Source organism: uncultured Cedecea sp. (assembly GCF_947498825.1).
In the GTDB taxonomy this organism is placed as follows: domain Bacteria; phylum Pseudomonadota; class Gammaproteobacteria; order Enterobacterales; family Enterobacteriaceae; genus JGM124.
This window is the reverse complement of the sequence record NZ_CANMLV010000001.1, coordinates 678825-704399: the sequence shown is the minus strand read 5'-3', so window position 1 is coordinate 704399 and position 25575 is coordinate 678825. Positions and strand designations below refer to the sequence as shown.

The following is a 25575-nucleotide window of genomic DNA, read 5'->3' as shown; positions in this document are numbered from 1 at the left end:
ATGCTGATGCTGAATTTTACCCAGACTTTGGGTAATCACCGTTTGTACTTGGATGAAGAGTTACCCGGTAAGGGGATCACCGCTATTTTTGGTGTGTCTGGTGCAGGAAAGACCTCATTGATTAATGCTATCAGTGGGTTAACGCGTCCGGAATCGGGGCGTATTGTGCTTAACGATCGCGTGCTGATGGATGCTGAAAAATCATTTTATCTGGCACCTGAAAAGCGCCGTATTGGTTATGTCTTTCAGGATGCGCGCCTGTTTCCCCATTATCGGGTGCGTGGCAATCTGAAATATGGCATGGCAAAAAGTATGGCGGGAAAATTCGATAAATTAGTCGAATTACTGGGAATTAGTGAGCTACTCGATCGCTTTCCGTCCAGCCTGTCCGGAGGGGAAAAGCAACGTGTTGCGATTGGTCGCTCATTGCTGACAGCACCGGAGTTAATGCTGCTGGATGAACCTCTGGCGTCGCTCGATATTCCGCGTAAACGGGAATTAATTCCTTACCTTCAGCGTCTGGCGCGTGAAATTAATATTCCTGTGCTCTATGTCAGCCACTCGCTAGAGGAAATTCTGCATCTGGCGGACAAGGTCCTGATCCTCGATGGTGGTAATGTAAAGGCTTTCGGTGACCTGGAAGACGTCTGGAGCAGCAGTGTTATGCGTCCCTGGTTACCCCAGGAGCAACAAAGCAGCATACTCAATGTTCAGGTAGTGGAACATCATCCTCATTACGCTATGACGGCGCTGGCACTGGATGGTCAGCATCTGTGGGTGAATAAGCTGGATAAACCCCCACGCACTGCGCTGCGTATTCGTATCAAGGCGTCAGATATTTCATTAGCCTTGGAGCCACCGGTAAAAAGCAGTATCCGAAATGTGTTGCGGGTTAGGGTGGCCGAATGTCTGGATGAAAAAGGGCAGGTGGATGTGAAACTGGAAGTAGGGCCGCGTATTCTGTGGGCCAAAATCAGCCCGTGGGCCCGGGATGAACTGGCTGTCAAACCCGGACTCTGGCTGTATGCTCAAATAAAAAGCGTCGCAATTATGACCTGATCAGAGGACATAGCGATAGAGCGTCTCGGCAATGCTCGGCTGCTCATTACTGCCGATAGTCAGTTTGGCTCGGGCCTTGATGGCGTCAGCTGCATTGCCCATTGCCACCCCCAGCCCTGCGGTTTCCAGCATACTCAGATCATTGTCATTATCACCAAAGGCGATAACTTGGTCCATCGTCAGTCCCTGTTGTGCCACCCATTGTGCCAGACGAGCCCCTTTGCTGTTACCTCGCTGGGTGACATCCACCTGGTCATGCCATGAAAACTCACAGGTTAATCCCAGAGTGGACTCTACTGTTTCAGTAAACTGGCGCAGCTTGGGTACATCAGAGTCTATCAAAGCAAACTTCCAGATAGCTGCAGCTTCGGTTGCTGACTGGCGCAAAGACGGAACACTTTTAAACACAGGACGCTGTGCCTCAGGTAGCAATTGTGCCCAGGTATTGGTTCTGGCGACATGTGCCTGAATTTTTTTGGAATCTTCAGGATAAAGCATGGCATTATCAACATACATTAATCCCTCTATCTGATGAGTTTCAAGCAGAGAGATAAGTTGATCTGCCTGTTGTGGGCGTACCGGATCAGAAGCCAGCACTTGCTGATTTTGATAGTCATACAAATAAGTGCCATTACAGCAAATAGCAGGTGTATCAAGTTGCAGAGCCTGATAAAAAGGATGGATAGCAACGTGATGGCGGCCGGTGACAATAAGAACTTTGACGCCTGCGGCGCGAGCGTCACTCAGGGCCTTCAGTGATTCTGGTAAGATAGTTTTCTGTGATGTCAGCAGAGTACCGTCGAGATCAAGAGCGATTACGTGATAACGCATTAAAAGTTCCTGTTATGATTAAAGAAGATGATACTGATGTTACACAGTTCGCAACCTGGTGCAAAATGACTACCTGTCTTTAAAACGCGCTAATCTTGTGACTATGACTTACGATGTATGGAGAAGAATAAACTTATGAAACAGACGGTCTATACCGCCAGCCCGGAAAGCCAGCAGATTCATGTCTGGACACTTCACTCCAATGGCTCACTTACCCTGCTGCAAGTCGTGGATGTTGCAGGTCAGGTTCAGCCAATGGTCGTCAGCCCGGATAAGCGCTTCCTGTATGTGGGTGTACGCCCTGAATTTCGTGTGATAGCTTACCGTATCACACCTGATGACGGTAGACTAACAGAGGCCGGTGAAGCACCTCTGCCTGGCAGCCCGACCCATATTTCGACCGACCGTAGCGGACGTTTTTTGTTCAGCGCCTCTTATAATGCTGGCAACGTTGGGGTCATCAGTCTGGAAAATGACGGTTTACCAGGTGCGACGGTTGATATCGTTGATGGTCTGGAAGGTTGTCACTCAGCCAATATTTCTCCTGATAACAGTACCCTCTGGGTACCGGCTCTGAAACAAGACAGAATTTGTCTGTTCACCCTGTCTGATGACGGACATTTGGTTGCCAAGACTCCAGCGGAAGTGACGACTGTTGAAGGTGCCGGCCCACGTCATATGGCTTTCCATCCAAATCATCAGTATGCCTACAGCGTTAATGAACTGAACAGTTCCGTGAATGCGTGGGAATTGAAGGATCCAAACGGCGCTATCGAGTGTGTTCAGACGGTTGAAATGATGCCACCTGATTTCAACGATGTACGCTGGGCTGCGGATATTCATATTACCCCGGATGGCCGTCATCTGTATGCCTGTGATCGTACTGCAAGCCTTATCACCATCTATAATGTTTCTGAGGATGGTAGTGTGCTGTCGCTGGTGGGCTATCAGCCAACCGAAGCACAGCCGCGTGGCTTTAATATTGATAATAGCGGCAAATATCTGGTTGCAGTGGGACAGAAATCTCACCATGTTGCTGTTTATGGTATCTCTCAAGAGCAAGGCTTGCTGGAAGAGAAAGGGCGTTATGCCGTAGGGCAAGGCCCGATGTGGGTGGCGATTTACGCTCACTAATTGCGATGATAAAACACCCTGCCAGCATGACTGCTAACAGGGTGTAAATGGCTTATTTGTTCAACCTCGCCTGCGGTATCGGGCGTGGTTGATTATTCAGCAACAACGGTACTGCCTGTACCACGGTTGTTGTACTCCCACAGGCGATTTGCACCCGCTGCATTTAAGTCACGGCTAAAATTACCTTGCTCATCTTTGGCTCCGGTATTACCCGCAAATGGACGCTGGGAATTCAGAGCATCGCCCCACGGATGCGCCTGATTAAAACCTTCAAAAATCATGCTGTCACGGATAACGACCTGGCCATTTGCGGCCACGCCTGCCGTTTCGATATCCCATGAACGGCCTAACAGAGCATCACCTGAAGCTTTGAAACGGCTGTTAACAGCCAGGAAACCAAAGTAGAGATTCGGTTCAGTTGCCGGAGCAAACACCACGCCTTCCTGAGTACGACTGTTAACCAAACGGAATTCGGTGTTTTCAAAAACGACAGCACCACGACCTGCAACCACATCAACATCGCCTTCGATATAGCTATTGGTTACCAGGGTGCGAGGCTGCTGTTTACCTGATAAGAAACGGTTCTGAACATCGCTGTTGGTCACAAAGAAGGTATTCTGGCGGCCGAGGATATTCACATTATTCAGCTGAACTTTATCCCCGTCACTACGCAGGGCTACGGCCTGGTGATTACCGGCATCAACGCTATCGCCAAGGGTATTCTGGATGGTCAAGTTTTGTAGCTGCAAGCCATTATTCTGTGACCAGACAGCGGCAGAACACATGATACCTACGCTGGCACCTTTATGGTTCTGGCAGTTATCAAACATATACCATGACGGTTTACCCGGCATATATTTTCCTGACGGGTTAACTGTTTTACGCCAGGTTACGGCATCGATTTCTGAGTCGAGCGTCAGACCAATTTTCACATCAGCTGGATTTGAGGTGGTGCCGTACAGCGTAACGCTACTGGAGGCGGCCGGAATATACAGCGTACCTTCATAATCTCCAGGCAGAATAGCAATGTACTGACGCTGGCTGCTATGTTTGCTGATAGCGGCATCAACTGCTGCCTGAATAGAATGATGTGTCACACCGCTACTGTCTTCTGGTCCGACAATAAAATCAGGTTGTTCAGGCAGACGAATAGCTTCAGGTGTCCAGGGCGCTTCGTTCGGATTCATTGAAGCGAAATAACGTGCGGCGACAAAATTCTGTGCCTCTCCAGCGGTGAGAATCGGGCGAGCCTGAGTCCCTGGAGCGACCTGTGTTGAAGGTTTGTCTTCAGGCGGAGTCGAACTACAGGCCGTCAGTGCGACAGTAAAAGCCAGTGCTACGGCTCCACGCGAAAAAGAAAATCTGTTCAAGGTGACTCCTGCTATACGCTAAAAGGGCGATTCTTAAGGCCCGCTGTTAGTCAACAAGCAGGCGCAATACGATAAAAAGGTGCGATTAATGACTTTCCGATGGGATTGGCGTTGTCGCTAAATGTCCGTAATACATCCGTTCATCATTGATGAGTAACAGACAATTTGCCAGAGTCATAATCCAATGCGCGCATAAAATACCTTGATACCGCTCAGGATGAAAGCGCCATTAAATAGGTAACTATTATCCCTGTCAGCTTTATTGTCATTAAATCTGATTTAATGCGCATTATATCCAGTAATTTCTAGATTGCAGGGGATATTGGGTATATCTCTTAATATACCCGGACAAGATCGACTGGTAGGCTTTAATAGCCTCTGTCGACGGATTGGTGGCGATTAACTGGAGTAAGAGCTGTAATGCCTCATCTTTTTTCTGCAACGCGACCAGGCACAGAACACTGAGAGGGATAACTTCTGTAACAGTGGGATATGCATTAAGACGTTTGATAAATAGTGACTCTGCTTCCACTCAATTTCCCTGACAACGATGGGGACAGGCCAAGGCAAACTGAGCTTCAAATTTATCCTCAGTAGAGAGTTTGTGGCTTCGCGCAGCGCCATAGCACTCTAGTACACCAGACTCCAGATCTTGATAATATTCAGGTAGATTGCGCTGCTGTTTTCCGGGCTTTCCAGCAGTGAAAATAATAGTGCTCTGCTTCTGACCCTGTAGCTTAAAGAATAAACACCATAATCTCTGTCTGTCAGCCGTTGCGGATAGCATCTCTCACCGTGTTTCTCTACCAAGAGGGGATTGATATGTCGGGATACGGTGCTAAAAAAACACATTGTCAGAGCAATTGAAATCCACGAAAAATCGAATTGTAAAAGAGAAAAAAATTCCTAAAAAATTTTTTTTCGTCGCGAATAAAAAAAATCAGAAGGATTCGCAGGCTGCGAATGATAAGGGCTCGACTTAGTTATCCACTATTCCTGTGGATAACCCTGTGCACTATGGTTAGAAAACTAGATTAAAGCGAGATTGGACGCGGGTTTCATCTAAATTGCTGCTAAAGCCGTCTTTGCAATATAATTTATATTATTCAACAAGTTAAATAAAATCAATAACTGTCATAAAACTGACATTAAACGGAATGCTCTGGGAGAGCTTCTATTGACAAATGTTAAAAGGCTAAAAAAATTGGGGATAACCTATTTATCTACAAATTTCATCCAGTAATCGCTTAAAAGTGATTAAAATACGATCTGATTTTATATGTTTTATCAACAGTTAGGGTGGTGGAACTGGTGTTATATACAGTTTTTTCTGGAAATAATCCCTCTTGCAGGTAAAATGGTCCCTCGGTCCGAGCATTTCTTCAGCAGGTAGCCTCTCCATGAGTAAAGCGTTCAAACTTCATTCCGCGTTTACCCCTTCAGGCGATCAACCTGATGCCATTCGTCATCTGAAAGAAGGTCTGGAAGATGGCCTGGCGCATCAGACACTTTTGGGGGTAACCGGGTCGGGTAAAACTTTCACTGTGGCGAACGTGATTGCAGATTTACAGCGTCCGACGATGGTGCTGGCACCGAATAAAACGCTGGCAGCACAATTGTATGGTGAAATGAAAGAGTTCTTTCCTGAAAACGCCGTGGAGTTTTTTGTCTCCTATTATGACTACTACCAGCCAGAAGCTTATGTTCCCAGCTCGGATACTTTTATCGAGAAAGATGCTTCGGTAAACGAACATATCGAACAGATGCGACTTTCAGCCACCAAAGCTCTTTTGGAACGCAGAGATGTAGTGGTAGTGGCATCTGTTTCTGCTATTTATGGCCTTGGCGACCCGGATTTATATCTGAAGATGATGCTGCATCTGACTAAGGGCATGATTATCGATCAGCGGGCTATTTTACGTCGCCTTACCGAACTGCAATATAGTCGTAACGATCAGGCTTTTCAGCGAGGTACTTTTCGGGTTCGCGGTGAGGTGATTGATATTTTTCCTGCTGAATCAGACGACTTAGCGCTGCGGGTTGAACTGTTTGACGAAGAGGTTGAAAGACTCTCGTTATTCGATCCGCTGACCGGACATATCGACTCTACTATTCAGCGTTTTACCGTCTATCCTAAGTCACATTATGTCACGCCAAGAGAACGTATCATCCAGGCCATGGAGGACATAAAAGTTGAACTGGCAGACAGGAAAAAAACGCTGCTGGAACAGAATAAGTTGTTGGAAGAACAGCGTATTTCGCAACGAACGCAGTTCGATTTAGAAATGATGAATGAACTGGGTTACTGCTCAGGAATTGAAAACTATTCCCGCTATCTCTCCGGGCGCGGTCCGGGCGAGCCACCGCCAACGCTGTTTGATTATCTTCCGGCCGATGGTTTGTTAATTGTTGATGAATCCCACGTCACTATTCCGCAAATTGGCGGTATGTATCGCGGTGACCGCGCGCGTAAAGAAACGCTGGTAGAGTACGGTTTTCGTCTGCCATCGGCGCTGGATAATCGGCCGTTAAAATTTGAAGAGTTTGAAGCGCTGGCTCCGCAGACCATCTACGTTTCTGCTACACCGGGTAACTATGAACTTGAGAAGTCGGGGAGTGACATTGTCGATCAGGTTGTACGTCCTACCGGTTTGTTAGATCCCATCATTGAAGTTCGACCGGTGGCGACACAGGTGGATGACTTACTTTCAGAAATTCGCCAGCGTGTACAAATTAATGAGCGGATACTGGTCACCACCTTAACCAAACGGATGGCAGAAGACCTGACTGAATATCTGGAAGAACATGGCGAACGAGTACGCTATCTGCACTCAGATATCGATACCGTAGAACGCATGGAAATCATTCGGGACTTACGTCTGGGAGAGTTTGATGTGCTGGTGGGGATCAACTTACTCCGTGAGGGGCTGGATATGCCGGAAGTCTCTCTGGTCGCGATTCTTGATGCAGATAAAGAAGGCTTCTTGCGTTCAGAGCGTTCGTTAATCCAGACCATTGGTCGGGCAGCCCGTAATATTAACGGTAAAGCCATTCTGTACGGCGATAAAATCACCCCGTCGATGGCAAAAGCGATAGGGGAGACAGAGCGCCGTCGTGAGAAGCAGCAGCGTTATAACGAAGAGCACGGCATTACTCCGCAGGGACTGAATAAAAAAGTCGTTGATGTTCTGCAACTGGGCGAAGGGATGGCAAAAACCAAAGGCCGCCAGAAAACTAAAGCTCGTAGCGTGATTGAAGACGATGAAGTGGTTCTTACGCCGAAAGCATTGCAGCAAAAAATTCAGCAACTGGAAGCGCAGATGCTGAAACATGCGCAAAACCTTGAGTTTGAAGAGGCGGCTCAGGTACGCGATAAATTGCAGCAGCTTCGCGCTTTATTTATCGCTACCTCATAAAGATTAACCCAGTTGTTGTAGGGTTTGTTCAAGAGCGGCACGCAACAACTGGCGGTCATGGCGATATTTAACATCGCAGGCTTCCAGTGGTTGCTGAATAATCAGTCGATTATTGAGATTGCTGGTACCAACCTGTGGGCCGACAATGACTGCATCAATAATCCGTTTGCCAATGTGCTGTTCCATTATTTCTAACTTTTCGTTCAGAGAAAGGCTGGCTGCTGCCGGACTCAACTCTTTACCAAGATTATCGATATAGACGACCGGGGCGGAAGTGCGACGTAATGCCTGAGCCATTTCTTCAAGTAGCAGAAGAGGCATCAGACTGGTATAAAAACTGCCCGGACCGATTAACACTAAATCCGCTTCTGCAATGGCATTCAGCGCTTCACGCGTTGCCGGTGCTTTCGGATAAAGCATCAGCTCCTCTGGCGCTTCAGCCAGATTATCAATATTCACTTCACCGTAAATCGTATTCCCTTCGCTGTCTGTTGCCATTAAATCAACCGGATATTCAGACATGGGAATCAAAAAGGCATCAACTTTTAATAGATTGCGGATTAGGTTGATTGCTTCAAGAGGGCGAACACTCAGATGATCGAGTGCTTTTAGCATCAGATTACCGAGATTATGTCCGGATAACTCACCATTTCCCGCAAAACGGTACTCAAACATCGCTGAAGCGACGCTGGGTTCGGTAATTAACTGGTTCAGACAGTTACGCATATCGCCCCAGGCGATACCGCCTTCGGAGCGCCTGATACGACCGGTTGAACCGCCATTATCGGTGGTCGTAACGATGCCGGTTAAGCGTGAACCGAGAAATGACAGAGAGGACATTACCCGACCCAGTCCGTGCCCTCCTCCTAAGGCGACGATCCGGTCCAGATCCGCCAGAGTACGATTACGCATACTTATCCTTTTCAATGTCTGGTTTGCCAGTCTGCGCGACTGACTCTATCTTCGGGCTTTGTTGAGCGTGCCGTGTATCAGGTAAAACAGGAAGGGTTTTGCACAGTTCCCTTTCCTGAAGGCTACGAGCGTTTCCCGTTTGGGGGGAGATTAGAAGGCATAAAACAGTCATAAGCTAGCGTAAAAATCACAAAAATATGATTTCAGCCTACTCTTAATGATGTATATCAATTTGAAAACATGTATTTGGGTCTATTCTTTTTATTAAATTGAGGAATTTCAACGCTGTATAGTTGTTTATATAGCGAAATATGAGATAGCACAAGATATTTTGTCGGGTTACTATCTCAAAGACACACTCAAGCCCTGGTACCTAAGTCCGACGATAAGGTGCCTTGGCCGTGGCAGTTTCAGCCACCAGGGTGCAGGAAGAAATGACTGCATCTCCCGTATTTTGGAAAGGTGTATTTAGTGACTCAACTTACCGATGCTTTTGCACGCAAGTTCTATTACTTGCGGCTTTCTATTACCGATGTTTGCAACTTTCGTTGTAGCTACTGCCTGCCTGATGGCTACAAACCTCAGGGCGTAGCAAACAAAAGTTTTCTCAGTCTGGATGAAATACGGCGGGTGACGCGTGCGTTCGCCAGTATGGGGACTGAGAAAGTGCGCCTGACTGGCGGCGAGCCCTCCCTGCGACGTGATTTCAGCGATATTATTGCTGCCGTGCGTGAAAATTCCACTATTCGCCAACTGGCTGTTACGACTAACGGCTACCGTCTGGCCCGTGATATCAAAACCTGGCGTGAAGCCGGTCTTACTGCGGTGAATGTCAGTATCGATAGCCTGGATGCGCGCCAGTTTCATGCGATTACCGGACAAGACAAATTTCATCAAGTGATGGCGGGTATTGATGCCACTTTTGAGGCTGGCTTTGAGAAAGTTAAAGTGAATTCTGTACTGATGCGTGATGTAAACCACCATCAGTTAGATACTTTCCTTGACTGGATCAAAGATCGCCCCATTCAGCTACGTTTTATTGAGCTGATGGAAACCGGGGAAGGGCGTAGCCTGTTCCAGAAGCACCATATTTCGGGGAAGGTGGTACGTGATATTCTGCTCTCTCAGGGGTGGATCCACCAGATCCGGAAGCGTAGTGACGGTCCGGCACAAGTCTTTTGTCACCCCGATTATAAAGGGGAAATAGGCCTGATCATGCCTTATGAGAAGGATTTCTGCAGTAGCTGTAACCGACTACGTGTCTCCGCTATAGGGAATTTGCATCTGTGTTTATTCGGTGAGCAGGGGATTGCTTTGCGTGATTTACTGGCAGAAGACGCCCAGCAGGCAGAGCTTGAAGCCCGTATCAGTTCAGCCCTGGCGCAGAAAAAACAGACCCACTTCCTGCTGGATGGTCATACAGGTATCACCCAGAATCTGTCATTTATCGGCGGCTAAGCTGCCCTGCCAGGAGTTTATTCATGAGTCAGGTAAGTTCAGAGTTTATTCCAGCCCGGATTGTTATTTTGACGGTGTCGGGTCACCGCACTCCGGATAACGATACATCCGGGCATTATCTCCGTGACGCGGCAATTGAAGCCGGGCATGAGGTTCTTGAAAATGTGATAACAACAGAGAACCTTTATCGTATACGTGCTTATGTTTCTAACTGGGTAGCTGATGAAAGTGTTCAGGTCGTGCTAATTAACGGTGGAACCGGTTTTACTGAACATGATCAGGTGCCAGAAGCATTACAGCCCTTGTTTGACAGAGAAATTGCCGGTTTTGGTGAGCTGTTTCGTATGTTTTCTTATGAGGATATCGGCACCTCAACGCTCCAGTCCCGGGCAATAGCAGGTATGGCGAATCGGACGTTAATTTTTGCGATGCCAGGCTCAACCAATGCGTGTCGTACCGCATGGGAAAACATTATTGCTCAGCAGCTTGATGCGCGTCAGCGTCCCTGTAACTTTCATCCTCATTTAAAGAAGTAAGCTATGTCACAACTGACCCATATTAATGCCGCCGGTGAAGCCCATATGGTCGATGTTTCCGCCAAGGCAGAAACAGTGCGTGAAGCGCGCGCCGAAGGCTTCGTCGCTATGCACAATAGCACGCTCGAGATGATAATCTCAGGGCAACACCATAAAGGTGACGTTTTTGCCACTGCGCGTATTGCCGGAATTCAGGCCGCGAAACGAACCTGGGAGCTGATCCCATTATGCCATCCACTATTACTGACACATCTCGAAGTTAAACTTGAGGCCCAGCCAGAACATTCCCGGGTACGCATTGAATCAGTTTGTCGTCTGAGTGGTAAAACCGGAGTAGAAATGGAAGCGCTAACCGCGGCCTCTGTCGCGGCTTTAACAATTTATGATATGTGTAAAGCGGTACAAAAAGACATGGTCATAGGCCCGATACGTCTGCTGGAAAAAAGTGGCGGTAAGTCCGGTGATTTCAAGGTGAACCCATGATTAAAGTGCTTTTTTTTGCCCAGGTGCGGGAGTTAGTGGGTTGCGATAGCATCGAACTGGAACCCTGCTACAGCGATGTCGAACAGCTACGCGCCTTTCTTGCCGGAAAAGGAAATCGCTGGGAGCTGGCCCTGGAGTCAGGAAAACTACTGGCAGCTGTCAATCAGACCCTCGTGAGCTTTGACACCCCTTTAGCAGATGGGGATGAAGTGGCATTTTTTCCACCAGTAACCGGAGGCTGAATGAATAATACCCGCATCCTGGTCTGCCAGCATGATTTTCAGGTCGGCGAAGAATATCAATGGTTAGCTGCGTGTGATGATGACGGTGCCGTGGTGACCTTTACCGGTAAGGTGCGTAATCATAACCTCGGCGATACTGTTAGCGGTCTGACGCTTGAACATTATCCGGGGATGACAGAGAAAGCCCTGGCAGAAATCATCAGTGAGGCAAGAACGCGCTGGCCATTACAGCGGATCACGGTTATCCACCGAGTGGGTGAGCTTCATACTGGCGAGCAAATTGTTTTTGTCGGGGTCAGCGCGTCTCATCGTAATGCCGCTTTCGCCGGGGCGGAGTTTATTATGGATTACCTGAAAACCCGGGCTCCTTTCTGGAAACGCGAAGCCACGCAGGAAGGCGGACGCTGGATTGAAGCAAAAGAAAGCGACGATACTGCTGCGAATCGCTGGTAAGCAGCATCCTGCTCAAGATGTGTTAATATTATACCGCAGACAGGGCTGATGCCCGAACCAAGACCTTACTCTTTAGAGGATACATCATGGACAGATTTCCACGTTCCAATGATACGATTGTTCAGCGTGCTAATACCGGTCTTCAGACCTTTATGGCGCAAGTCTATGGCTGGATGACATGCGGTTTATTACTGACCGCTTTTATTGCCTGGTATGCCGCAAATTCGCCAGCAGTGATGCAGTTTGTTTTTTCAAGCAATATTACTTTCTTTGGCCTGATCATTGCCCAACTGGCATTGGTGTTTGTTATTTCAGGCATGATTCATAAGCTAAGTCCCGGACTTGCCACTTCCCTGTTTATGCTCTATTCCGCGCTAACAGGCTTGACGATGTCGAGCATTTTCCTCGCCTATACAATGTCTTCCATCGCCAGTACTTTTGTGGTTGCCGGCGGGATGTTTGGTGCCATGAGTCTCTACGGTTACACCACAAAACGTGATTTAAGCGGTTTCGGTAATATGCTGTTTATGGCACTTATCGGTATTATTCTTGCTTCACTGGTTAACTTCTGGCTGAAAAGTACTGCACTGATGTGGGCTGTTACTTACATCGGGGTAATTGTATTTGTTGGCCTGACTGCCTACGACACACAGAAACTGAAAAATATCGGTGAGCAAATTGATACGCGTGATACCAGCATGATGCGTAAGTATTCCATTGTTGGTGCGCTGACCTTGTATCTTGACTTTATTAACCTGTTCCTGATGCTGTTGCGTATTTTTGGTAATCGCCGTTAGTCAACGCTACTCTTCACTGGATAAGTGCGAACAATAACTTATCCAGTGAATGATTAATCTGACTGAATATAATGGATTAATAGAGCGCGTAATTTTTTCGTTGTTAATATCGAGATCGCAGATCGCCTCATCCTGCAGTAAAATTCCGGATCGTCTGTATAGCGCGCTGGCGACAGAAATACGTTGACGCTGCTTCCCTGACAGTGTACTGCCCATATCGCCACTCATTCTTTGTACTCTAACAGTCCGTTTTTCTGTTTGAAATAGAGTGGCTCACCGCCATTAAAATTACCTGTTCTTATTTGTTATTAATTAATATGATAAGTCATGTGATGATTGCTTGGGATAATATGATTTCTGATTTAAATACGGAGTGTTGATACAGAAGAGAGTATTTTCTTTTATCATATTATCTCTCTTGTTTATTGTTCTTTGAATACCAGAGAAACTATTCTCGACAGAAGGCGATATATTTATTTTATAAACGCTGAGTTGCAATTTCAGCTGGTTCTTAAAATATATATTTTATAATAATTGGTAAAGTTAAAGCACTCCAATATAGCGAAAGAACAATACGATTTTTGATGTTTATACCAAATTATACCCAGAATAATTCAAGTTGCTTGTAGGTTCCCAGTTCAGCCCGTTGATAAGCACAGATAAACTATGTGATTCGGCGGGCTGTATCATTATTTTGAACTGTTCAAAAACATGACTCGCTTCACGCTTCCATACAATTCCCCGTCGCCCGAAGGGATTCAAGTTGAATTGTTATCTTAGTCACAGACCTTTTACATTTGTAGTGTCATATTTTACATATGTAAACGACTGGTGAACGAGAAGATGAGGGTTTGTGATGTCAGCACAACAAAACAACATCATTGAAATACGCGGCATCAAGAAGCAGTTCGGCACAAACATTGTTTTGCACGAGATTAATTTAGCGCTACAAGGTGGGGAGATACTGGCCTTAATGGGGGCTAATGGTGCAGGAAAATCAACTTTAGTAAAAATTCTCAGTGGTATTTATACTGCCGATCAGGGCGCGATATATATCAATGGTGAAGAGTGCCAAATCAATACACCGCAGGCTGCACGCAAAGCCGGGGTCATCACGGTTCACCAAATTATTAATGACGGTGTTGTGCAGGATCTGACGATTGCAGAAAATCTGTTATTAGACAGATTATGTGATGGGCGCATTCCACATTTTATTAATAAAAAAGCGTTACACCAGCAAGCAAAGGAAGTTGCCGATAACCTCGGATTACATTTTTCGTTAGACCAACCGGTTTCTGAATTAGGACAAGCTGAAAGGCAGTTGGTTTCTATAGCCCGTGCAGTATCGGAAAAGCCCCGGTTATTAATTCTTGATGAACCCACTTCCAGCCTTTCAGACAAAGAGGCTGCAAATCTGTTTCGTGCAGTGAAAAAGCTACGTGAGCAAAATGTGGCCATTATTTATATTTCGCATCGCATGTCAGACTTGCGTGCTTTAGCTTCAAGAATTGCCACATTACGTGAAGGACGCATTGTCGGGTTATTTGAGCAACCTCTTGATTACGATGGCGCAGTTGACTCAATGCTCGGACATGCTGTCGGCGAAATTCGCCATCAATATGTAGCAGGTAATAAAGAAGTCATTAGCCTTAAAGGCGTGCGTTTAACGGAAACCTCACGTCCTTTTGATATGCAATTCAAAACCGGAGAAGTGGTGGTATTAACCGGGTTGCTGTCTTCCGGTTGTACCTCCGTAGTGGAAGGCATTTTTGGTATGCAGCCATTTTACGCGGGTGAAATCCTGCTTAATGGTCAGCCGTGGTCAGCAAAGAACCCGAGACATGCCATTGAAAATGGCATTTTTATGGTGCAGGAAGACAGGGGGAATAATGCGATTATTCCTGACTTTACTATTGAGCAGAATGTCAGTTTACCCTTTCTTGCCAGATTCTGTCGCGGTGGAGTTGTAAACCGTCAACAAGAAAAACACACCGTCGAAGCGGCAATTAAACGGACGCATGTTAAATACACTGATGCCGATGCATTAATGTCAACCTTGTCAGGGGGGAATCAACAAAAAGCCATTATTGCCCGCTGGATGCTAGATGATTGTCAGGCTTTATTATTAAATGAACCGTTCCAGGGGGTCGATATATCCTCACGTCGACAAATTGGTGAGTTATTAAGAAATACTGCGAAAAATAGAGTCACTATTGCTGTCTGTACCGATATAGAAGAAGCATTAGAAATCGCTGACAGAATTATTGTTTTTAACCATAACAATCTCGCTGGAATTCACCGCGTTGATGAAATAGAGATGCCAGTACTTATCAAACAAATAGCAGCTGCACCAGAAAAAGACATCGTTGAATAATAAGCACCTGAAGGAATGGCTAATGAAAAATACACGTGAAATAGCGATTAGATATGGTCTAATCGTATTATTAGTGACGCTTTTTATTATATTTTCACTTGCGGAACCGGCATTTGTCAGCACCATCAATATGATGATTATCCTGCAATCCGTATCGATTGTAGCCATTCTGGCATTAGGTGTGACGGCAACACTGGCTGTTAATGGATTTGATCTTTCTATTGGTTCTACGGCTGCATTTTCGATGATGACCGCCAGTTATGTCATGGTGGTATTTGATGGTGGCACCACACTGGCGATTGTTTCGGCGATAGGTGTTGGGGTGATTGTCGGGTTAATTAACGGTTTCCTGACGGTACAAATGCGTATTCCCGATCTGCTGACTACGCTCGGCATGATGTTCCTGCTATTAGGTCTGCAACTTATTCCGACTGAAGGACGCTCTATTTCTGCGGGTATGACACTCAGCAACGGTGAATCAGCACAAGGTAATTTTACTGAGGCCTTCTTATTTCTTGGGCGCGCGCGTCTGTTTGACATTATTCCGGTGCCCGTTGTCATCATGCTGGTTCTGGCCGTTGTGACTTACTTCTTCCTGGAAAGAACGCGCCATGGCCGTGTGATGTATGCGATTGGTTCTAACGAACAGGCTTCCCGACTGGCAGGGGCCAGAGTCAAATTCTATCGCTACGTTGCTTATGTATTATCCGGAGTATTTGCTTCAATCGGCGGTATTTTGCTGGCCGCGCGTATTGGTCGCGGCGATGTGAGTTCCGGTAACTCACTGTTAATGGATGCGGTTGCGGCAGCGCTGATTGGTTATGCGGTACTGGGGGCCGCGCGACCTAATGCGCAGGGCTCTGCTATCGGTGCGTTGTTTGTCGGAGTACTGCTTAATGGTTTAACGATGTTGAATACGCCTTACTACACCCAGGATTTTATTAAAGGTTTAGTACTGGTTGCTGCACTGATGTTCACCTTTGGTCTATCCAAGAATCGTCGATAATAGAGGACACCATAATGAAAAATATCAAGAAATTTGGTTTGTTATGTACGGTTATGTTGGGCGTAATGAGTTCGGTTGGTGTTCATGCTGAAACTAAAGCCCCCTTTGAGGGGAAACAAAAACGCATCGCTCACGTCAGATATCTGTCACAGGGTGATTTTCCTGAGCTGTATCTGAAAGGGGTTAAGCGTCAGGCTGATGCACTGGGTTTTAAAGTCGATGTTTATGATGCGCGCCAGGATGCAGCACTCCAGCGTAATCAGCTGGAACAAGCCATCATGAAAGGATATGACGGTATTATTCTGCAGCACGGTTTTACCGACTCACTGAAAGACCTGGCTGATACTGCGGTTAAAAATGGTATCAAAGTTGTGGCTTTCGATATCAACGCGCAAAACCCAGCTATTCCACAAATTAACCAGGACGATCAGTTAATTGCTGAGCTCTCTCTTGAGCAAGCGATGAAAGATAATGGCAAGGACTGGAAAGCTGCCTATGTATATGTTCCGGGTATTCCTCCCCTTGACAGAAGGGATGAAGTCTTCACGACGCTGAAAAAGAATAACCCCGGTATTGTTGAAGTTGCCCGTTTCGGTACGATGAGCAACCCGATCCCAAATCAGGTTGCCGATCAGGCAGCAGCGGTTCTGCGTGCGAATCCAGATATTAAAGTGATTTTCTCCCCGTATGATGAGTTTGCCAAAGGCGCCAAGATTGCGGTCGATGAAGCGGGTTTATCCAATAACGTTAAAATCTATAGCGCGGATATCTCTAACTCAGATATTCAGGCGATGCGCGAGCCGGGAAGTGCATGGGTAGCAACGGCCACGACGAACCCGTCAGTGATGGGAGAGGTGAGTGTGCGTGCTTTGGCGATGTTGCTTAAAGGTGAGGATGTTCCTCCATTGGTTACTGTACCACCCGTATTAATTACCCAGGAAACACTGAAAGCTAACGATATTAAAAATATGGATGATTTACTGGCTAAAAATCCGGAATTCTCAAAATCATCTGTTTTAATGCCAGAATGGATGCCACAGCCATAATAAAATATCCGTCATACTTCAAGTTGCTTGGGTGTTGTCGACACCCATGCTGTCGAATCACATAGTGTATCTATGCTCATCGGCGGTCTGAGTTTGGTGACTACAAGCAACTAGAATTATTCAGGATATAAGTGGTCATTCTGAACTGTTTAATTTTTGATGATTAAGTCGAGTGGTATTATGACAAACACTATACCTGATGGCTACATGCCTCAAACATGTGAAACGCTGCCTTACTATTTAAGTGATAAATTACCGCAGGGCCTAATTTTAGGCGGTCAACCTGAAACCTGGACGGTCACTGAGGTGGGAGATGGTAATTTAAATCTGGTATTTATTGTCTCCGGTAGCGAACGAACTATTATCGTCAAACAGGCATTGCCTTATGTTCGTGCTGCAGGAGAAAGCTGGAAACTTTCCATTAATCGGGCATTTTTTGAATATAATGTTTTATTGCAAGAATATAAATATGCCGGACATGCGCTAGTTCCAGAAGTCTATTTTTATGATCCTTTGATGGCCATTTTTGCTATGGAGTATCTGGCCAGCCATATTATTTTAAGAAAAAAACTCATTGCGGGTGAAAAACAACCCCGGCTTGAACAAGAGATAGGCTCTTTCCTGGCAAAAACGTTATTCCATACTTCAGATATTGGTATGGATGCGGCAGAGAAGAAAGCGTTAACCGCAAGCTTTGCTAACAATCATGAGTTATGCAAAATTACAGAAGATTTAATTTTTACTGAGCCCTATTTTGATGCTCCGCGCAATAACTGGACGTCTCCGCAGTTGGACGAGGATGTTCATGCCATTTGGCAGGATGTCGATGTCATTCATATTGCGATGAAATATAAATATAAATTTATGACTGAGGCTCAGGCTCTGTTACACGGAGACTTGCACTCTGGCTCAATTATGGTTTCGACAACGGATAGCAAAGTGATTGATCCCGAATTTGGTTTTATGGGACCAATGGCTTTTGATATTGGTAATTATATCGGCAACCTGTATATGGCCTATTTTGCTCAAGCGGGACTCCAGCCAGATATCCGTTGTCGTCAGGATTATCAGGCATGGCTATTAGAGCAAATTGAACAAACATGGTCGGTATTTGAGCAGGAGTTTCGTCAGCTCTGGAATACCAAGCTGCAGGGTGAAGCTTATCCTCACACCTTGTATCAGCGCCATGACAGCGGGTTATTACAGCGCGCTCAGGATGACTTTTTCAAAACATTATTAGAAGACACTTTGGTCAATGCTGGCCTGGAAATGAACCGCCGTATTATTGGTTTTGCCGGCGTCGCTGATTTTAAAACCATTGCTGATGCAGATCTCAGAGCACAATGTGAACGCTCAGCATTAAAAATGGCTCGGGAATTGATTGTTAATGCCTCTGTGCATACCAATTTTTCACAACTCAAACTTTATGCATCCATGTGTTAAGAGGTATTTATGAAGATTAAAGGAACCCACTACCGTTCAGTCTGGCTTGCAGAGGATGGTTATACGGTTGAAGTCCTCGATCAAACCAAACTGCCTTTTGAGCTGGCAGTCATCCAACTGACAGATTTGCAGCTGGCAGCAACAGCAATTAAAGATATGTGGATCCGTGGTGCTCCTCTGATTGGTGCCGTGGCGGCTTATGGTGTTGCATTGGCGATGAAAGAGGATGCCAGTGATAAAAATCTGCAGCATGCCTATGACACTCTGGTAGTTACCCGCCCGACGGCCATTAACTTGAAATGGGCGTTGGACAGAATTTGTCCTCAGCTCAAAGAATTACCGGAAACTGAACGTCAGGCTGAGGCCTACCGTATTGCCGGTGAAATTGCAGATGAAGATGTTGAACTTTGCAAAAGTATTGGTCGAAATGGTCTGGAAATTATTCGTGCCATTGCCGCCAGTAAGCCAAAAGGTGAGCGAGTAAATATTCTGACCCACTGTAATGCAGGCTGGCTGGCAACGGTTGACTGGGGGACGGCACTTTCACCTGTTTATATGGCACATGAAGAAGGCATTGATATTCATGTCTGGGTGGATGAAACGCGGCCACGTAATCAGGGCGGGTTAACAGCCTTTGAACTGGGATCGCATGGTGTGGCACATACTCTGATTGCAGATAATGCCGGTGGCCATTTAATGCAGCATGGTGAAGTCGATATGTGCATTGTTGGCACCGACAGAACCACTGCCCGTGGTGATGTATGTAATAAGATTGGTACTTATCTGAAGGCGTTAGCAGCCAAAGCAAATAATGTTCCTTTTTATGTGGCGCTGCCGTCTCCGACCATTGATTTTACCGTTTATGATGGGATAAAAGAGATCCCTATTGAAGAACGTAGTGGTGAAGAACAATCCCATGTTTATGGAATTGATGCCTCAGGCAAACGTAGCTGGGTCGATACTGCCCCTTCTGGCACCGTTTGTGGAAATTTTGCTTTTGATGTTACACCGGCAGAATTAATCACCGGTTTGATTACTGAGCGTGGTATCTGTCAGGCGAATGAGTCTGCATTGCGAGCGCTCTTTCCTGAGCATGATTAATTAGTATTGAGGGAGTTTTATCCCTCAATAACTCATCTGATAAGGTTTTTGCCATGAACAGAGCGTGTTTAGCGCAAGAAATCATTGATAGTTGTCTTGAGATGTCACGTTTAGGGCTCAACCAAGGGACTTCCGGAAATATCAGTGCGCGTTACCAGAATGGTATGCTGATAACCCCAAGCGGTGTGGCTTATCATAAATTAACCCCCGAGCAGATTGTATTTGTCAGTTATGAAGGGAAGGCGGAAGCCAATAAAGTTCCTTCAAGCGAGTGGTTATTTCATCTCGCCTGTTATCACGCGCGTCCGGAACTGAATGCTGTGGTACATAACCATGCAGTAAACGCCACCGCTGTTTCAATTTTGAATCAGGATATTCCGGCAATTCATTATATGGTTGCTGTTACTGGCGGTAATACCGTCCCCTGTATTCCTTATGCTACTTTTGGTAGTTCTGAATTGGCTGATAATGTTGAGCATGGAATAAAAACCAGCAAAGCTTTATTGATGCAACACCATGGTATGATTACCATGGAAGTGAATTTAGAGAAAGCGTTATGGCTGGCGAATGAAGTAGAAGTTCTGGCAAATATGTATTTAAAAATACTTTCAGTAACGGATGAGGTGCCGATATTATCTCATTCTGAAATGCGTCGTGTTAACGAAAAATTCAAAACCTATGGTTTAAAGACGGATAGCTGACCAAGATATTTAAAATTTACTCTGGGAAAAAGGATTTCTTATCTGAGAAATCCTTTTTATATAATGACTAAGGCTGACAAGTATTAAGATAATTAGCTGTTGTTTCATCAATAATCAAGTCAGAAACATAGCCACCACGGATTGCGCCGAGCGTTGCGGCAAAGTTTTCCTCACCAATGGCAAGGAATATACGACGCTCAATATTACGTAACTGGGCCAGACTTATCCCTAAAATACGTAAATCCACTTCGGCAGGGATATGATTGCCATCTTTATCATAAAAACGCCCACAAATAACCCCAACGGCACCAAGATCACGATAAGTCTGCATCTCTATTTTAGAGAGGACACCGCTTGAGATCAGTGGATTGCTGTCCTGTACATTACCGACGACAAACAACGCCTTATTACATTTATTCAGCGCGGAAAAATTGGCCTGAATAATAGGTTCTGCCTGTAATTCCGCAGCCAGCGAGGCACTGGAAACAACCGCCGGGACATGCAGGTTCACACAACTGCCGGAAAATTTATTGGCGATCAAGGACGAAGACTCAATCGTTGTAAAATCAGGTTGAGCAGGCATTGAGCCGAGCATCTGTAACACGGTGACATTATTGGAGGGTTTCGGTGACATAATATGCCCCATTCTGTGAATGGTTCTCCCCCAGGCAACGCCCAGGAAATCATTGTCTTCGACAACCTGACTCAAATACATACCACCCGCTCTGGCCAGATGCTCGCGACGGGCGGCATTACCCAGACTACTATTATCCTGCTGGCTGTCAGGAATAATAATGACATTGTATAGATTAAATTTGTTTTTTATATTGATAGCGAGCTCAATAGATGAAAATGACTTGGCATCAAGGCTAATATTCACATAACCTTTTTCACGCGCAGTCTGCAGATATTTTACGACCGTGACTCTTGAGATCCCCATCGCATGGGCAACCTCAGTTTGACTGAGGCCATCCTGATAATAAAGCCATGTAGCATAAAGAATGGGGTCATTATCAAATAAACTACTACTTTTTTTCTCATTCTCGTCCATTGCTATGTTCCAGTCTGTCGGGATAGATACCATTATTACATTGATAATAATAAACTAATAGCGGCAACTGTATTTATCATTTTGTACATCGCACAATAAATTTCAGGTGTCATTGTTATGTTAAAAAGTAATAAATTATCATCATCAGTGTGCTGTTCTGCTTCAAATTATTGGTTTTTTGCTGGCGGGTACTTGTTGAAGCAGATATTTCAGGTGTTTTGGTTGTCTCTGTTTTACATCTGCAATGAAGCCTCATTATAGAGTGGCCGTCGCCTTACCCGCCATATCAGGGATGCGGCATGCTCTGGATTTGTGGAAAAACGCTCATACCAAGCAGAGTCGGCAGAGGGTTACCTGGTCAAACTGATTCAGTGGTTCGCCAGTTCGAAAAACTGTCATTGCTGCGGTCACAAGATGCCAGAAATGCCGCTAAAGGTGCGGGAATGGAAGTGTTCCGGCTGTAATGCCAGTCATGATCAGGATATCAACGCGGCGATCAGTTGTAGACTGAAAATCACGTGAAAAAGATAATTAAAAGAGAGGTTGCGTTGACAGATTGAATCTACAATTGTGGGGTGCAGCAAATACGAAGACATTCCGAATAAAAAATCGTCATTATGACTTGACAATTATCATTATTAAGTAGTAAATGATTCAAATAACTTATCACCAAACTGTTCAATCCTGGAATAGAGGCTGTTCGCTTTTATCCACGTATAGCGTCGTTCATATATTATTAATTAAATACCGATGAGAATGATGCGAATATTGTTTTTATCAATATATATTTTCAATAAACAAGCATAGACGGTTTTCTTGTAGGAAACATAACTCATTGTTATTAAATATAAGTGAGTGATTATATTGTTGTTTAGCATATGACTATATTTATTATAGTTCACCATGTCATTTTGATATGTATATTATGAGGAGTGAATTATGGTTATTGGTATAATAAGTGATATTCATCAAAACTCCGATGAAGACAGAATGGTCTTGCATAAATCAATTACTAATATTGTTGGCCATGGTGCAACAGGACTACTGATGGGGGGGGATATTGGTGATTACCATCACGACAGGCAGAAGGCTTTTGCTACTTTCATGAATGAATTTCCATCAAAATATCATGCTAACTTACTATTAATGCTAGGGAATCATGATGTAAGAACAGGAGCCAAAGCTGATAAATCCTTAGACCCAGATTTAATTGAATTATATCATTCATATCTTAAACAATGCGGGATTGTATATCAGGAAGGGACTATGTGTATTGACGCATGGATTGAAGGATATCATTTCCTGCTTTTAAATACCGATCTCGGCCTTAGAGAAAAAATGGAGTTAAATGAAGAATCCATGATTTTTTTGAGGGAGAAACTTGCTGAAAAAGCGGAGAGTGGTAAACCTATATTTGTCATGACTCATCAAGCTTTCAACTCGACTCACTGGAGAGCGGGGCTGTTCGGTGGTTTTGGCGATCAAGATGAAGAGTTAAAGGAAATATTTTTAGCATATCCGCAAATAGTCATGTTAAATGGACATATTCATAATGGTTTTGGTGTTATTGAATCAATACAAAGACCTTTTGGAACATTAATCGAAATACCTAGTTTAACCAGAGGCGAAAATGGTATAACTAAAAAAGGGACAGGCTATTTGTTAAAAATACACAATGATAGATTGGTGTTTAATGCATGGAATTTTTATGAAAATACTCCTTTGCCTGAACACGATAGTACAATATTATTACCGACCCTGTCTGTGCTTGCAAAGGGCATATCCCATGTTGTAGGTGAAGAAACAAAAAAAATATTCCTCAAAGCTAATGTCTTAATGAATAAAAAATACGAAAATGATATTCCAAGTAAAGATAGCACGTATGGTTCTCAGGAGTACTACGGTATCGAAAAAATTTATGGGAAAACAACATGGAATGAAATTAACGCCCTGAGAAATAAAATCGTTAAAATGAATACAGATAACAAAGTTATTTACCATACTCTTGAGTTTGAAAATGCTACAACAATAACAGCTAAAATGATAAATGATGCCGTGAAAAAATATCGCTATGTTGAAATAGTTATGCGTAATGCTTTATGGTCAGAAAAAATTTATATGCCATCAGTTGTTATGACTACTCAACGAGTTAGAATATTCACAATGGCTGGATATAATAGTACGGTGTTTGTTGACGGGAAAGAAATTCGTCTCGTTAAAGGGGACGAAATTATTTTCGTCGCTACAGGATTCTGGCGTTCATAAAAATAAAAGATCTCTGTATCTGACAGTAAGAGGCACCCGTTAGTTAATCGGAAAAATTGCATGATGGGGATTTAATTCAATATTGATATAGCGACCAGTGAAACATTTCTAATGTAAGCGAGCATCTCGGTTATCCAGGAAAAGCATTATGCCCATCATCCTTTAAGTTGTTCTGGCCTTAGTGGTATCCATGTTGCCCAAAAGTGATTTAAATTTTTAGGAGAATGATGATAAATCCGGATCGACAAAATGTGTGGAAATGAGTGAAATTTGTTCTTCAGAGGGTGCGCGATGCCATATTTTTCACTTTTTTGGTAAATAAAATGTAATTTTTGTCACAAAAAGGACGTATACGGATGATTTTTCCGTACACTCGCGTACTCTGAATAGCAGTAAGAAAGAACGCAGGAGAGAGAATATGAAGTGGCAACAACGGATACGAGTGACTACCGGGTTAAGTTGCTGGCAGATTATGCTGCATCTTGCCGTTATCGGTGCGTTGCTAGTTGGCTGGAAAACGGCCTCCCTGATCCCCGTCGGGATTGGTTTGTGTCTGCTTTACATCTTTACTGTCATTTTGATGTTTGCCTTTCAGCATTTTCGTAGTGGTATGCTACGAGATATCGGTGATTTTCTCGAAGAGTTAACCACCACTTGGTATTTTGGCACAGCCTTGATAGCTCTTTGGTTGCTGTCACGTGTGGTACACAGCCCTTTATTACTGAGTATCGCAGGTCTGGCAATGATAGCGGGTCCCGCTATTTACTCCTTGGTCCATAAAGAAAAATCAGGCAATTTTTCGTCGAAACAGCCAGTACGCCGCTGAACCCGTTGTGGCCGCTATTACCAATAGTGGCCACAAGCTATTCCAGATAATTCCAAAATCTGCATCCTTTAAATAAATTTGCTTAGTGATGTCTGTGAAATGCCGAATAGGATTTACCCAGGTGATATCCTGTAACCAGACCGGCATATTCTCAACGGGCGAAACATATCCTGATAACAGGATTGCTGGCATCATAAACACAAATACCCCAATAAAGGCCTGTTGCTGAGTTGAACAGAGCGTTGAGATCAGCAGTCCAAATCCCACCAGTGAAAAACCATAGACAATCATGGTGAAGTAGAACAGTAGCAGTGAACCTGAGAAGGGGATCTGATAACCCCAAATGCCTGCCGCCAGGACGATGGTTGCCTGAGCCAGCGCCACCACTTGAGCTGGAACCGCTTTGCCAATAAAAATCTGCCAGGTCGCCAGCGGCGAGACAATCAATTGGTCCATCGTACCCTGCTCACGTTCGCGGGCAACTGAAAGCGAGGTGACAATTAAAATACCAATGGTGGTTATCAGGGCAATTAAAGAAGGCACCACAAACCATTTATAGTCCAGATTCGGGTTATACCAGTTACGAACGATTAACTCACTATTATTTATTTTCGGCTGACCAGCCACTAACTCCTGCTGATAATTTTTGACTATCTGTTGTAGATAATTAGCCGCTATTTGAGCGCTGTTTGAGTTACGTCCATCCAGCAAGATATTTAATGTAGTGGGGCGCAATTGTGTCAGATTACCGGAAAAATGCTCTGGAAAACGGATAACCAACAGTGCTTTCTGATTATCAATTACAGGCCCAATCTCGGCACTGCTCCTTAATAATAGTACTTCGCTGAACGCACTCGCCTTAGCAATGCGCTGGGTGAGTTCAACAGAATGGTTGCCATTATCTTCGTCAAAGATAGCGATGGTGGCATTTGTCATTTCGAGCGTTGCGGCAAAAGGAAAGATGATGACCTGAACCAGCACAGGAATAATCAGCAACGCACGTGTCTGAGGTTCGCGCAACAGCGATTGTAGTTCTTTACGGATTAAGGTCCATAAACGATAAAACATCTC

The 25575-nt window shown here is 44.8% G+C and carries 23 protein-coding genes and 1 riboswitch; of the genes, 18 read left to right on the top strand and 5 right to left on the bottom strand.

What is annotated here, in order from left to right:
* On the top strand, positions 1–1059 hold the full coding sequence (modC, locus tag Q1A40_RS03285) for a molybdenum ABC transporter ATP-binding protein ModC (RefSeq protein ID WP_299997728.1): 1059 nt from the start codon (positions 1–3) through the stop codon (positions 1057–1059).
* On the opposite strand, the gene Q1A40_RS03280 is transcribed toward modC, so the two are convergent.
* Entirely contained in the window at positions 1060–1890 is an 831-nt protein-coding gene (locus Q1A40_RS03280; RefSeq protein WP_299997724.1) for a pyridoxal phosphatase, read from the bottom strand.
* Positions 1891–2025: 135 nt separating this feature from the next.
* Here Q1A40_RS03280 and pgl point away from each other — a divergent pair, with 135 nt between their 5' ends.
* Positions 2026–3024 carry a 6-phosphogluconolactonase gene (pgl, locus tag Q1A40_RS03275; RefSeq protein WP_299997722.1) on the top strand — a complete coding sequence of 333 codons (999 nt, stop codon included), beginning with the start codon at positions 2026–2028 and terminating at the stop codon, positions 3022–3024.
* 92 nt (positions 3025–3116) lie between these two features.
* On the opposite strand, the gene Q1A40_RS03270 is transcribed toward pgl, so the two are convergent.
* Entirely contained in the window at positions 3117–4394 is a 1278-nt protein-coding gene (locus Q1A40_RS03270) for a putative acyl-CoA thioester hydrolase (protein WP_299997719.1), read from the bottom strand.
* 1400 nt (positions 4395–5794) lie between these two features.
* Between Q1A40_RS03270 and uvrB the strand changes: the two genes are divergently transcribed.
* Positions 5795–7810 carry an excinuclease ABC subunit UvrB gene (uvrB, locus tag Q1A40_RS03265; protein ID WP_299997715.1) on the top strand — a complete coding sequence of 672 codons (2016 nt, stop codon included), beginning with the start codon at positions 5795–5797 and terminating at the stop codon, positions 7808–7810.
* A 3-nt stretch (positions 7811–7813) separates the two neighbouring features.
* On the opposite strand, the gene yvcK is transcribed toward uvrB, so the two are convergent.
* Positions 7814–8722 (bottom strand): uridine diphosphate-N-acetylglucosamine-binding protein YvcK, encoded by a 909-nt coding sequence (gene yvcK / locus Q1A40_RS03260; RefSeq protein WP_299997712.1) that lies wholly within the window; start codon positions 8720–8722, stop codon positions 7814–7816.
* A gap of 343 nt (positions 8723–9065) precedes the next feature.
* A riboswitch (molybdenum cofactor riboswitch) is annotated at positions 9066–9203 on the top strand.
* Here yvcK and moaA point away from each other — a divergent pair.
* The 12 genes from moaA to Q1A40_RS03200 all read left to right on the top strand — a co-directional run bounded on the left by moaA (position 9185) and on the right by Q1A40_RS03200 (position 20362).
* Positions 9185–10180, top strand: coding sequence for a GTP 3',8-cyclase MoaA (moaA, locus tag Q1A40_RS03255; protein WP_299997709.1), 996 nt, complete (start codon positions 9185–9187; stop codon positions 10178–10180). It overlaps the preceding riboswitch by 19 nt.
* Before the next feature lie 23 nt (positions 10181–10203).
* Complete coding sequence (moaB, locus tag Q1A40_RS03250) at positions 10204–10716, top strand: molybdenum cofactor biosynthesis protein B (protein WP_299997706.1); 513 nt, start codon at positions 10204–10206, stop codon at positions 10714–10716.
* Positions 10717–10719: 3 nt separating this feature from the next.
* Positions 10720–11199 (top strand): cyclic pyranopterin monophosphate synthase MoaC, encoded by a 480-nt coding sequence (gene moaC, locus Q1A40_RS03245; RefSeq protein WP_299997703.1) that lies wholly within the window; start codon positions 10720–10722, stop codon positions 11197–11199.
* The gene (gene moaD / locus Q1A40_RS03240; protein WP_299997700.1) at positions 11196–11441 is read left to right on the top strand and encodes a molybdopterin synthase sulfur carrier subunit; all 246 of its coding nucleotides are present in this window, start codon (positions 11196–11198) and stop codon (positions 11439–11441) included. The genes moaC and moaD overlap by 4 nt, the downstream gene beginning before the upstream one ends.
* Positions 11442–11894 (top strand): molybdopterin synthase catalytic subunit MoaE, encoded by a 453-nt coding sequence (gene moaE, locus Q1A40_RS03235; RefSeq protein WP_299997698.1) that lies wholly within the window; start codon positions 11442–11444, stop codon positions 11892–11894.
* A gap of 86 nt (positions 11895–11980) precedes the next feature.
* A complete protein-coding gene (locus Q1A40_RS03230) occupies positions 11981–12691 on the top strand; it encodes a Bax inhibitor-1/YccA family protein (protein WP_299997695.1) in 711 nt (236 codons plus the stop codon).
* An 856-nt stretch (positions 12692–13547) separates the two neighbouring features.
* A complete protein-coding gene (locus Q1A40_RS03225) occupies positions 13548–15065 on the top strand; it encodes a sugar ABC transporter ATP-binding protein (protein ID WP_299997692.1) in 1518 nt (505 codons plus the stop codon).
* 22 nt (positions 15066–15087) lie between these two features.
* Complete coding sequence (locus tag Q1A40_RS03220) at positions 15088–16071, top strand: ABC transporter permease (protein WP_299997690.1); 984 nt, start codon at positions 15088–15090, stop codon at positions 16069–16071.
* Between the two features lie 14 nt (positions 16072–16085).
* Entirely contained in the window at positions 16086–17117 is a 1032-nt protein-coding gene (locus Q1A40_RS03215; protein ID WP_299997687.1) for a substrate-binding domain-containing protein, read from the top strand.
* A gap of 180 nt (positions 17118–17297) precedes the next feature.
* A complete protein-coding gene (gene mtnK / locus Q1A40_RS03210; RefSeq protein ID WP_299997685.1) occupies positions 17298–18560 on the top strand; it encodes an S-methyl-5-thioribose kinase in 1263 nt (420 codons plus the stop codon).
* 9 nt (positions 18561–18569) lie between these two features.
* Positions 18570–19661 carry an S-methyl-5-thioribose-1-phosphate isomerase gene (gene mtnA / locus Q1A40_RS03205; protein ID WP_299997682.1) on the top strand — a complete coding sequence of 364 codons (1092 nt, stop codon included), beginning with the start codon at positions 18570–18572 and terminating at the stop codon, positions 19659–19661.
* Between the two features lie 53 nt (positions 19662–19714).
* Positions 19715–20362, top strand: a complete 648-nt coding sequence (locus Q1A40_RS03200; protein ID WP_299997679.1) for an L-fuculose-phosphate aldolase — start codon at positions 19715–19717, stop codon at positions 20360–20362.
* A gap of 67 nt (positions 20363–20429) precedes the next feature.
* Here Q1A40_RS03200 and Q1A40_RS03195 read toward each other — a convergent pair whose 3' ends face one another.
* Positions 20430–21413 (bottom strand): sugar-binding transcriptional regulator, encoded by a 984-nt coding sequence (locus Q1A40_RS03195; RefSeq protein WP_299997676.1) that lies wholly within the window; start codon positions 21411–21413, stop codon positions 20430–20432.
* Positions 21414–21725: 312 nt separating this feature from the next.
* Between Q1A40_RS03195 and Q1A40_RS03190 the strand changes: the two genes are divergently transcribed.
* The 3 genes from Q1A40_RS03190 (at position 21726) to Q1A40_RS03180 (ending at position 24504) form a co-directional block, all read left to right on the top strand.
* Positions 21726–21935, top strand: a complete 210-nt coding sequence (locus Q1A40_RS03190) for a zinc ribbon domain-containing protein (protein WP_299997674.1) — start codon at positions 21726–21728, stop codon at positions 21933–21935.
* A 417-nt stretch (positions 21936–22352) separates the two neighbouring features.
* Positions 22353–23678: a metallophosphoesterase gene (locus tag Q1A40_RS03185; RefSeq protein ID WP_299997671.1), complete on the top strand. Its 1326-nt coding sequence runs from the start codon at positions 22353–22355 to the stop codon at positions 23676–23678.
* Positions 23679–24096: 418 nt separating this feature from the next.
* Positions 24097–24504 carry a YbhQ family protein gene (locus Q1A40_RS03180; RefSeq protein WP_299997668.1) on the top strand — a complete coding sequence of 136 codons (408 nt, stop codon included), beginning with the start codon at positions 24097–24099 and terminating at the stop codon, positions 24502–24504.
* Here Q1A40_RS03180 and Q1A40_RS03175 read toward each other — a convergent pair.
* Complete coding sequence (locus Q1A40_RS03175) at positions 24466–25572, bottom strand: ABC transporter permease (protein WP_299997665.1); 1107 nt, start codon at positions 25570–25572, stop codon at positions 24466–24468. The two genes, Q1A40_RS03180 and Q1A40_RS03175, sit on opposite strands and share 39 nt — an antisense overlap.
* Positions 25573–25575 lie beyond the last annotated feature (3 nt).

Excerpts from the sequence above, each read along its gene's own strand:
- Q1A40_RS03175 (WP_299997665.1), bottom strand. The coding sequence starts at position 25,572 with ATGTTTTATCGTTTATGGACCTTAATCCGTAAAGAACTACAATCGCTG.
- mtnA (WP_299997682.1), top strand. The coding sequence starts at position 18,570 with ATGAAGATTAAAGGAACCCACTACCGTTCAGTCTGGCTTGCAGAGGAT.
- Q1A40_RS03220 (WP_299997690.1), top strand. The coding sequence starts at position 15,088 with ATGAAAAATACACGTGAAATAGCGATTAGATATGGTCTAATCGTATTA.
- Q1A40_RS03230 (WP_299997695.1), top strand. The coding sequence starts at position 11,981 with ATGGACAGATTTCCACGTTCCAATGATACGATTGTTCAGCGTGCTAAT.
- Q1A40_RS03185 (WP_299997671.1), top strand. The coding sequence starts at position 22,353 with ATGGTTATTGGTATAATAAGTGATATTCATCAAAACTCCGATGAAGAC.
- Q1A40_RS03195 (WP_299997676.1), bottom strand. The coding sequence starts at position 21,413 with ATGGACGAGAATGAGAAAAAAAGTAGTAGTTTATTTGATAATGACCCC.
- moaC (WP_299997703.1), top strand. The coding sequence starts at position 10,720 with ATGTCACAACTGACCCATATTAATGCCGCCGGTGAAGCCCATATGGTC.
- pgl (WP_299997722.1), top strand. The coding sequence starts at position 2,026 with ATGAAACAGACGGTCTATACCGCCAGCCCGGAAAGCCAGCAGATTCAT.
- Q1A40_RS03280 (WP_299997724.1), bottom strand. The coding sequence starts at position 1,890 with ATGCGTTATCACGTAATCGCTCTTGATCTCGACGGTACTCTGCTGACA.
- Q1A40_RS03215 (WP_299997687.1), top strand. The coding sequence starts at position 16,086 with ATGAAAAATATCAAGAAATTTGGTTTGTTATGTACGGTTATGTTGGGC.
- uvrB (WP_299997715.1), top strand. The coding sequence starts at position 5,795 with ATGAGTAAAGCGTTCAAACTTCATTCCGCGTTTACCCCTTCAGGCGAT.
- yvcK (WP_299997712.1), bottom strand. The coding sequence starts at position 8,722 with ATGCGTAATCGTACTCTGGCGGATCTGGACCGGATCGTCGCCTTAGGA.
- Q1A40_RS03200 (WP_299997679.1), top strand. The coding sequence starts at position 19,715 with ATGAACAGAGCGTGTTTAGCGCAAGAAATCATTGATAGTTGTCTTGAG.
- mtnK (WP_299997685.1), top strand. The coding sequence starts at position 17,298 with ATGACAAACACTATACCTGATGGCTACATGCCTCAAACATGTGAAACG.
- modC (WP_299997728.1), top strand. The coding sequence starts at position 1 with ATGCTGATGCTGAATTTTACCCAGACTTTGGGTAATCACCGTTTGTAC.
- moaE (WP_299997698.1), top strand. The coding sequence starts at position 11,442 with ATGAATAATACCCGCATCCTGGTCTGCCAGCATGATTTTCAGGTCGGC.
- moaB (WP_299997706.1), top strand. The coding sequence starts at position 10,204 with ATGAGTCAGGTAAGTTCAGAGTTTATTCCAGCCCGGATTGTTATTTTG.
- Q1A40_RS03225 (WP_299997692.1), top strand. The coding sequence starts at position 13,548 with ATGTCAGCACAACAAAACAACATCATTGAAATACGCGGCATCAAGAAG.
- Q1A40_RS03180 (WP_299997668.1), top strand. The coding sequence starts at position 24,097 with ATGAAGTGGCAACAACGGATACGAGTGACTACCGGGTTAAGTTGCTGG.
- moaD (WP_299997700.1), top strand. The coding sequence starts at position 11,196 with ATGATTAAAGTGCTTTTTTTTGCCCAGGTGCGGGAGTTAGTGGGTTGC.